Source organism: Bradyrhizobium sp., assembly GCF_019244115.1.
In the GTDB taxonomy this organism is placed as follows: Bacteria; Pseudomonadota; Alphaproteobacteria; order Rhizobiales; family Xanthobacteraceae; genus Bradyrhizobium.
In genome coordinates this window covers 1-7,803 of record NZ_JAFATE010000406.1, presented here as the reverse complement: position 1 = coordinate 7,803, position 7,803 = coordinate 1, and the positions used below count along the sequence as shown (strand labels likewise).

General features: G+C 66.4%; 8 protein-coding genes. 5 read left to right on the top strand and 3 right to left on the bottom strand.

What is annotated here, in order from left to right; genetic code table 11:
* The 3 genes from JOZ76_RS17970 to JOZ76_RS17960 all read right to left on the bottom strand — a co-directional run.
* Positions 1–717, bottom strand: a 717-nt coding sequence (locus JOZ76_RS17970; RefSeq protein WP_291700319.1) for a carbohydrate ABC transporter permease, incomplete at its 3' end; no start/stop codon positions are given.
* A 249-nt stretch (positions 718–966) separates the two neighbouring features.
* Complete coding sequence (locus JOZ76_RS17965; RefSeq protein ID WP_291700317.1) at positions 967–2,229, bottom strand: ABC transporter substrate-binding protein; 1,263 nt, start codon at positions 2,227–2,229, stop codon at positions 967–969.
* Positions 2,230–2,278: 49 nt separating this feature from the next.
* Complete coding sequence (locus JOZ76_RS17960) at positions 2,279–3,142, bottom strand: N-acetylmuramic acid 6-phosphate etherase (protein ID WP_291700315.1); 864 nt, start codon at positions 3,140–3,142, stop codon at positions 2,279–2,281.
* Between the two features lie 135 nt (positions 3,143–3,277).
* Here JOZ76_RS17960 and JOZ76_RS17955 point away from each other — a divergent pair, with 135 nt between their 5' ends.
* The 5 genes from JOZ76_RS17955 to JOZ76_RS17935 all read left to right on the top strand — a co-directional run.
* The gene (locus tag JOZ76_RS17955) at positions 3,278–4,162 is read left to right on the top strand and encodes a BadF/BadG/BcrA/BcrD ATPase family protein (protein ID WP_291700313.1); all 885 of its coding nucleotides are present in this window, start codon (positions 3,278–3,280) and stop codon (positions 4,160–4,162) included.
* On the top strand, positions 4,153–4,908 hold the full coding sequence (locus tag JOZ76_RS17950) for a GntR family transcriptional regulator (protein ID WP_291700311.1): 756 nt from the start codon (positions 4,153–4,155) through the stop codon (positions 4,906–4,908). Before JOZ76_RS17955 ends, JOZ76_RS17950 begins: the two co-directional genes overlap by 10 nt.
* Positions 4,905–5,930, top strand: coding sequence for an SIS domain-containing protein (locus JOZ76_RS17945; protein WP_291700309.1), 1,026 nt, complete (start codon positions 4,905–4,907; stop codon positions 5,928–5,930). The genes JOZ76_RS17950 and JOZ76_RS17945 overlap by 4 nt, the downstream gene beginning before the upstream one ends.
* Positions 5,930–7,093 (top strand): N-acetylglucosamine-6-phosphate deacetylase, encoded by a 1,164-nt coding sequence (gene nagA / locus JOZ76_RS17940; protein ID WP_291700307.1) that lies wholly within the window; start codon positions 5,930–5,932, stop codon positions 7,091–7,093. Before JOZ76_RS17945 ends, nagA begins: the two co-directional genes overlap by 1 nt.
* 17 nt (positions 7,094–7,110) lie before the next feature.
* Positions 7,111–7,803: Gfo/Idh/MocA family protein (locus JOZ76_RS17935; RefSeq protein ID WP_291700305.1), on the top strand; the 693-nt coding region annotated here is incomplete at its 3' end.

The window sequence follows — 7,803 nt, the reverse complement described above, 5'->3', positions numbered from 1 at the left end:
GACCGAGTAGATCAGGTCGAAGGCGTTGAAATTGGCAACGAAGGTCAAGACCGAGACCAGGCTGATGGTCGGCAGCACCAGCGGCAGCTTTATGTGGAAGAAGATGCGGAAATGCCCGAGCCCGTCGACGCGCGCCGCATCGATCAGCTCGTCGGGAATGTTGAGCAGCGCGGCGTAGATCAGCATCATCGGGATGCCGACGAACTGCCAGACCGAGATGAGCGACAGCGTTATCAGTGCGCTGGATTCGAGGCCGAGCCAGGGCGCGAACAGCGAGCCCAGGCCCACCGCCTTCAGCGCGCCGGAGGCGACGCCCCAGAGCGGGGAAAGGATCAGATTCCAGGAGAAGCCGACGATGACCACCGACAGCATGGTCGGCAGGAACATGACGGTGCGATAGAGGCCTTTCAGCCGCAGACCGGGGAGGCTCAGAAATCCCGCGAGCGCGATGCCGATCGGATTCTGCACGCACATGTGCACGGCAAAGAAGATCAGATTGTTGCCGAACGCATTCCAGAATGGCTTTGACCACAAGGCATCGCCGAGCAGCGTTTGAAAATTGGCGAGTCCGACGAAATGCCGGGCTCCCGTGGCGTCGCTGGTATAGGTCGAGAGCCCCATCGTCGCGAGCAGCGGATAGATCGAGAACAGGCTGTAGATCGCAACCGCCGGTCCGAGAAACAGCAGCAAAAGGCCCACGCGCTTCCCGCGGGGCATCTGCGCGACGACATGGGCGACGGGTTCGGACATGGTGCAAAAGAGTTGAAAGTACAGCGCCGAATTTCCCGGCTCAGACCCTCATGGTGAGGAGCCGCGCCTGCGCGGCGTCTCGAACCATGAGGCCCCGATATTGATTTCCGGGCCTCCTCCTTCGAGACGCTTGCTTAAGCAAGCTCCCCGGGGATGAGGGGATAGAGCCGTGAGCTAACTCTCGCTCCGCGCGAGCCGCGAAGCGAGAGAGCTGCGTCATTTCGCCGGCTTGTACCACTTGTCGAGGCCGTCCTGCAGCTGTTTGCCGGCGGCTTCAGGCGTGAGCTTGCCGTTGACGACCTGCGCGGAGACGTTCCAGAGCTCGTTCTCCAGGTTCGGCGTGCCGCGCGACAGGATCTGGTACGAGTTGCGGATCGTCGACTTGCAGTTCTGGCGCCATCCGACCATGGTCGCGGCGACATCGTCGTCGACCTTCACCGGCGTCTTGGCGAGCGGGAAGAAGCCCGGAAGCGCGTTGGCGTAGATGGTCGCGAATTCCGGCGTCGTCAGCCATTCGAGGAATTTTTTGGCGTCCTCCTTGTTCTTCGAGGCCGCATTGACGCCCATCGCGATGTCGGTGTGATCGGAGATGTAGCATTGGGTGTCGCCCGCCGGCAGCGGCGGCGGGAACGCGCCCATGGCGAATTTGGCCTGGCCGCGGAAGGTCGAGATGTCCCACGAGCCGGCCGCGTAGATCGCGCCCTTGCCGAGCGAGAACAGGTTCTGGCTGTCGGCATAGGTCTGCGCCTGGTAGCCCGATCCGAGATACGGTGCCCAGCTGGCGATCTCCTTGAAGGCGGCGACATATTGCGGGTCGGTGAACTTCTCCTTGCCCGCGATCAGGTTGGCGCGGCCGGTCTCACCCTTCCAGTAATCGGGGCCGATGTTCTGAAAACCCATGGTCGCGGCTTCCCACTGGTCGGCGGTGCCCATCACAAGCGGCACGTAGGTGCCGTCCTTCTTCAGCTTCTCGAGCACGGCGTGGAATTCATCCAGCGTCTTCGGCTCGGTCACGCCGACCTTGGCAAAAGCTTCCTTGTTGTAGATGAAGCCCGCAACGACGGACGCCATGGGAACGCAGAACGTCGTCTTGCCATCGTCGGTCTGCCATGCGGACTTGGCGACCTCGGAGAAATTGTCCATGCCCTTGAGGTCGGTGACTGCATCGACCTGGTGCTTTTGATAGAGCGCGAGCGAGGCGTCGAACGGACGGCAGGTGATGAGGTCGCCGGCGGTGCCGCCGTCGAGGCGCGCATTGAGCGCGGCGTTGTATTCCTTCGGCGCTGACGGTGCAAATTCGATCTTGATGTCGGGATAATGCTTGTTGAAGGCGGGGATGATTTTTGAGTTCCAAATGTCGGCGTCGTCGTTGCGCCAGCTTTCGATCTTCAGCGAGCCGGCCTGCACCGCCGTGAGCCCTGCGAGCAATGTCGCCGCGGCGACACTGGTTCTCAACGCACCTTTCAATGTTGGTTTCATCTAACGCTCCCTTCCTCGGGCTTTTGCCCCTGGTTGATACGCCTCATCGTCAAGCGGTACGCGCGAGGCGCAACGCGTGATCAATCCGTCCATCCGCCGCCGCGAGCCAGCCTTCGGCTTCGCTCATGCTGACCCCGCCGCGCGCGATCAGGATCGCGACCTTGACCTGGCCGCCGGCCTCGCGCAGCGCGACCTCCGCCTCGGCCTCAGTAATGCCGGCGATCATGGCGACGATGCCGCGCGCGCGGTCGCGTAGTTTCGCATTGTCGACCTTCAGGTTGACCATCAGGCCCTGATGGATGTGGCCGAGCTCTAGTCCCATCAATGTCGTGAGCATGCCGAGCGCGGCCTTCTGCGCGGTGCCAGCCGCGAGCCGTGTCGAGCCGCGCAGCGCCTCTTCGCCGCTGTCGAGCAGGATCGGCGCATCGGCGCCGGACAGCAAAGGAGTATCTGGCCGATGCGCGATGCCGATGACAAAGGCGCCGCGCCGGCGCGCCTCCAGAGCGGCGGCGATCGTGAAAGGCGTCGAGCCGCTCGCCGACACCGCGATCACGGCGTCCCGGGCAAGATCGCCAAACGCCGACATGGCCGCTTCGCCGGCCGCCGCATCGTCCTCCGCAGTCGCGTTGATGCGAAAGGCCTCACCGATGCCGCCGGCCAGTACGATCGCGATGCGGTTCTCGTCGAGGCCAAAAGTGCCGGGAAGCTCGGCAGCATCCGACGCCGCTGCAAGGCCGGAGGAACCGGCGCCGACATAGATCAGCCGTCCGCCCGCGCGCCAGAGTGCGGCGAGGTGAAACGCCGCGATGCAGATATCATCGGAGGCTGCGGCGACCGCCTCGATCGCACGGCGGTAGGATGCGAGCATCGCATCGGTGAACAGGCTCGAATTGGTCGGCGGATCGCCGGCCATAAGCCATCCCTTCCTCTTGTTCTTCACGCTTGGCCGCGACATTGCGAATACCAATGGTATATACCTCTTGTATTTGTTTTAGGCTCGTGACATACCACTTGTCTAGAGGCGTTTACAAATTTTTTGGGAGGCCCATTGGCGGCGGCACGGTTTTTTCTCGGCGTGGATGGCGGCGCGACGCGCTGCCGCGCCCGGCTGCGCGACCGGTCGGGCCGTGAATTGGGGCGTGGCATCGGGCCGGCTTCGAACATCTATGTCGATTTCGACGGCGCCGTTCGGGTCCTGCGCGAGACCATCGACGCGGCGATTCCCGCGGGGACCGCAAGGCAGGAGATTGCGGTTGGCATCGGCCTTGCGGGTCTGGCAGAGGATCAGGAAGCGGAGCGGATCGCGGCGGCGTTGCCTGGCTTTGCGCGCGTGGTCGTGGCCAATGATGCGGTGGCGGCCTGCGTCGGCGCCAACGGCCTCGCCGATGGTGGGCTTATCATCGCGGGCACCGGTTCGGCCGGGATCGCGCGCGTCGGTGGAAAGACAACGATCATTGGCGGACGCGGTTTTCGCCTCGGTGATGACGGCTCCGCCGCGCGCCTCGGTGAAGCCGGATTGCGCGCGACGCTGCGGGCTCTCGACGATCTCGAGCCGATGAGCGAGCTCGCCCGCGCGCTCGGGCGCCATTTTGCCGATGATCCGCTCAGGATGATGCGCTGGGCGGCGGACGCAAAGCCCAGCGATTTTGGCGCCTTCGCGCCGCAGATTCTCGACCTCGCAAAATCCGGCGATGCGCGTGCGTGTGAAATCGTCGGCGAGGCCGCTCACGCGATTGCGGCGCTGGCGCACGCGCTGAACGCGCTGGGCGCCGAGCGCGTGGCCCTCGTTGGCGGCTTGGCCGAGCCGTTGCGGCCCTATTTGCCGGCCGACGTCGAAGGCCGCCTCGTGCGTCCGCGGCGCGATGCGGTTGACGGCGCGATCCTGCTCGCGGGCGGGATACTCGACGAAGCGGAGACCGCGCCATGGCGATGACGGTCGAGGCCGCTCCGGGCCAGAAACTCTATCGCGCAGTGGTCGACGCGCTCCGCCGCGAGATCGAGACCGGGCGTTTTGTCGAGGCGCAGCTGCTGCCGGCCGAGCGCGTCTTGTGCGAGCTGCTCGACGTGTCGCGCACGACGCTGCGCAAGGCGATCGCCGATCTCGTCACCGAGGGCGTGCTGCTGCACCGGCACGGCGCCGGCACCTTCATTCATCGCGCGCGGCCGCGCGTCGATCAGCCCTCGTCGCGGCTGACGAGCTTTACCGAAGACATGCGGCTGCGCGGCCTGGAGGCGAGCTCGCGCGAGCTCGAGCGCGGCGTGTTTCTGCCGACGCCGGAAGAGGCGATGATGCTCGGCGCCGGGCCGAACGAACGCGTGTTCCGGCTCGGCCGCCTGCGATTGGCCGACGGCACGCCGATGGCGATCGAGCGCGCCGCCGTGCCGCTGCGCTTTCTGTCGGACTCGGGTAAGGTCGGGGCGTCGCTCTACGAGGCGCTTGCGTCCCGCGGGTTTCGGCCGACCCGCGGCCTGCAGCGCCTGCGTGCGACGCTGGTGTCCGATGCGGATGCCGAGCTGCTCGGCGTCGCGCACGACAGCCCGGCGCTTTACATCCAGCGGATCGCCTATCTGGCCGATGGCTCGTGCGTCGAATTCACAAAATCCTGGTATCGCGCCGACGCCTACGATTTCGTTTCCGAACTCACACTGTCGCCACCGGTTCGAAAGGCGCAGAGATGACGACACACATGTTTCAGGAGATCGGCGAAGCAGGCGATGCGGTGGCTCGCCAACTTGCCGAAAATGCAGAGGCGCTCGCTGAACTGGGCCGGCGTCTGCGCACCCTCGATCCGCCGCTGGTCGCGACCATTGCGCGCGGCTCGTCGGATTGTTGCGCGCTCTACCTGAAATATCTTGTCGAGATCGCATCGGGCGCGCCCTGCGCCTCGATCGGTCCGTCCATCGCCACGCTGTATCGCGCGCCGATGCGGCTTTCCGGCGCCGTCTCGGTCGCGATCTCGCAATCCGGACGCAGCCCCGATATCGTCGAGATGCAGCGCGCGGCACGCCGCGGCGGGGCGCTGGCCATCGCCCTCGTCAACGAATTGGATTCGCCGCTCGCGCAGGAGGCCGAGGCGCTGCTGCCGCTGTGCGCCGGGCCCGAACGCTCGGTCGCTGCCACCAAATCGATGATCGCCGGGCTCGTGGCCGGTGCAAGCCTGGTCGCGGCCTGGTGCGAGGATCAGCCGCTGGCTGATGCCATCGCCGGCCTGCCGGAGATCTTGCGCGCGCAGGCCGCACCGCCGCCCACAACGATGCTGGAGCGGCTCGCCAGCGCCCGAAACGCCTTCGTGCTCGGCCGCGGAGCGACGCTCGCGATCGCGGCCGAAGCTGCGCTGAAGCTGAAGGAGACCTGCGCGATCCACGCTGAAGCCTATTCGGCGGCGGAGGTGCTGCATGGCCCGGCCGAACTCGTCGGCCCCGGCTTTCCCGTCATCGCCTTCCTGCCGTCCGACGTGGCGCGCGAGGCCATGCTGGCGACGCTGGCGCGGCTTGCCGAGATGGGTGCGTCGGTGATCGCGATCGAGGCGGATGGTGCGGATCACGCGCACCGTCTCGCTGTCGCGAAGGTCGAAGCGACGCTGCTCGAACCCGTCGTGATGATCCACCGCTTCTACGGCCTTGCCGAAGCGCTGGCGCGCCGGCTCGGGCGCGATCCCGACCGCCCGCGCAATTTGAGCAAAGTGACGGAGACCGTCTGATGATCGTTCTCACAGGCGCGCGGATCTTTGACGGCGAGACGTTTCGCGAGGACCACGCCCTCGTCATCGAGGGTGAGCGCATCGCCGCGATCGTCCCGTGCGCCGAAGAACCTCGCGGTCCTGTGCGCGATCTCGGCGGCGGCCTGCTTGCGCCCGGCTTTATCGACGTGCAGGTCAATGGCGGCGGCGGCGTCCTGTTCAACGATGACCCGACACCGGAGGGCATCGCGGCGATCGCCGCGGCGCATCGCGCCTACGGCACCGTCGGCCTGCTGCCGACACTGGTGACCGACGCGCGAGAGGTGATGGAAGCGGCGATCGCCGCGACGCGCGAGGCGCGGCGCCGCACGCCGGCGGTCCTCGGCGTCCATCTGGAGGGGCCGTTCCTCGACCCGCGCCGCAAGGGCGCGCACGAGCTCAAATACATTCGCGAGATCACGCCTGGAGACATCGAGATGATCGCTGCCGCCGATTGCGGCGCGGTCATGCTGACGCTGGCGCCCAATCGCGTCGGTGCCGAAGACGTCGCCGAGCTCGCGCGGCGCGGCGTGCTGGTCTCGCTCGGCCATTCCGAGGCGGGCTATGCGGAGGCGCGAGCCGCGGTCGAGGCAGGGGCGCGCGCCTTCACTCATCTGTTCAATGCGATGAGCGCGCCGGTCGGGCGCGAGCCGGGCATGGTCGGTGCCGCGCTCGATCTCGCCGACACCTTCGTCGGCATCATCGCCGACGGCCACCATGTGCACGCGGCGAACCTGCGCATCGCCTTTGGCGCCAAGCGGCGCGACCGCTTCATGCTGATCACCGACGCAATGCCGCCAGCCGCCGGCGGGCCCGATCATTTCGATCTGCAGGGCCGCCGCGTCACGCGCGCCGACGGCTATCTGCGCCTCGACGACGGAACGCTCGCCGGCTCCGTGCTGACGATGGACCAAGCGGTGCGTTACGCGGTCACTGTCGCGGGCCTCGATCTCGGCACGGCGCTGGCGATGGCCTCGCGCGTGCCCGCGGCGTTTCTGCGGCGTGACCATGAGCTTGGCCGCATCGCGGCGGGTTATCTCGCAAGCCTCGTGCATCTCGACGACGATTTGCGCGTACGCGACACCTGGATCGAGGGTCGCTCGACATCAGACGGTTCTTCGCGCGAACATCTGGCGTCCGTGTAACGGGAGGCGATCCGGCCATGTCTGCTGCATCCAGTTCGAGCGCGCCAGCCGTCCGCGTCCTCGTGGTGGGCCTCGGCACCATGGGAATGAGCCACGCGCGCGCCTACCAGGCGATCGATGGGTTCGACCTGGTCGGACTTTGCACCCATCGCGCGGCCGACCGCCACGACCTCGACGCCGAGTTTCGCGGCGTACCGCGCTTCGAGAAGCTCGATGAGGCGCTCGCGGCGCTGCGTCCCGATGCGGTCGCGATCTGCACCTATACCGAGCATCATGCCGACATGGCCGCGCAGGCGTTTGCCGCGGGCGCACATGTCTTCTGCGAAAAGCCGCTGGCCGAGACGCTGGAGGCGGCAAAACGCCTCGTCAGCGCCGCGCGCGACTCGGGAAAGGTTTTGCTGATCGGTTACATCCTGCGCGTCCATCCGTCATGGTCGCGCTTCGTCGAGATCGGAACGACGCTCGGCAAGCCGCTCGTCATGCGCATGAACCTCAACCAGCAGGCGGCCGGCTCGTTCTGGGACGTGCACAAGAAGCTGATGCAGTCGACTTCGCCGATCGTTGATTGCGGCGTGCATTACGTGGACATCATGTGCCAGGTGACGCGCGCGCGGCCCGTCGCGGTGCATGCAGTCGGCGCCCGGCTCACCGGCGAGATCGCGCCGTCCATGTACAATTACGGCCATCTGCACATCAGCTTCGACGACGGC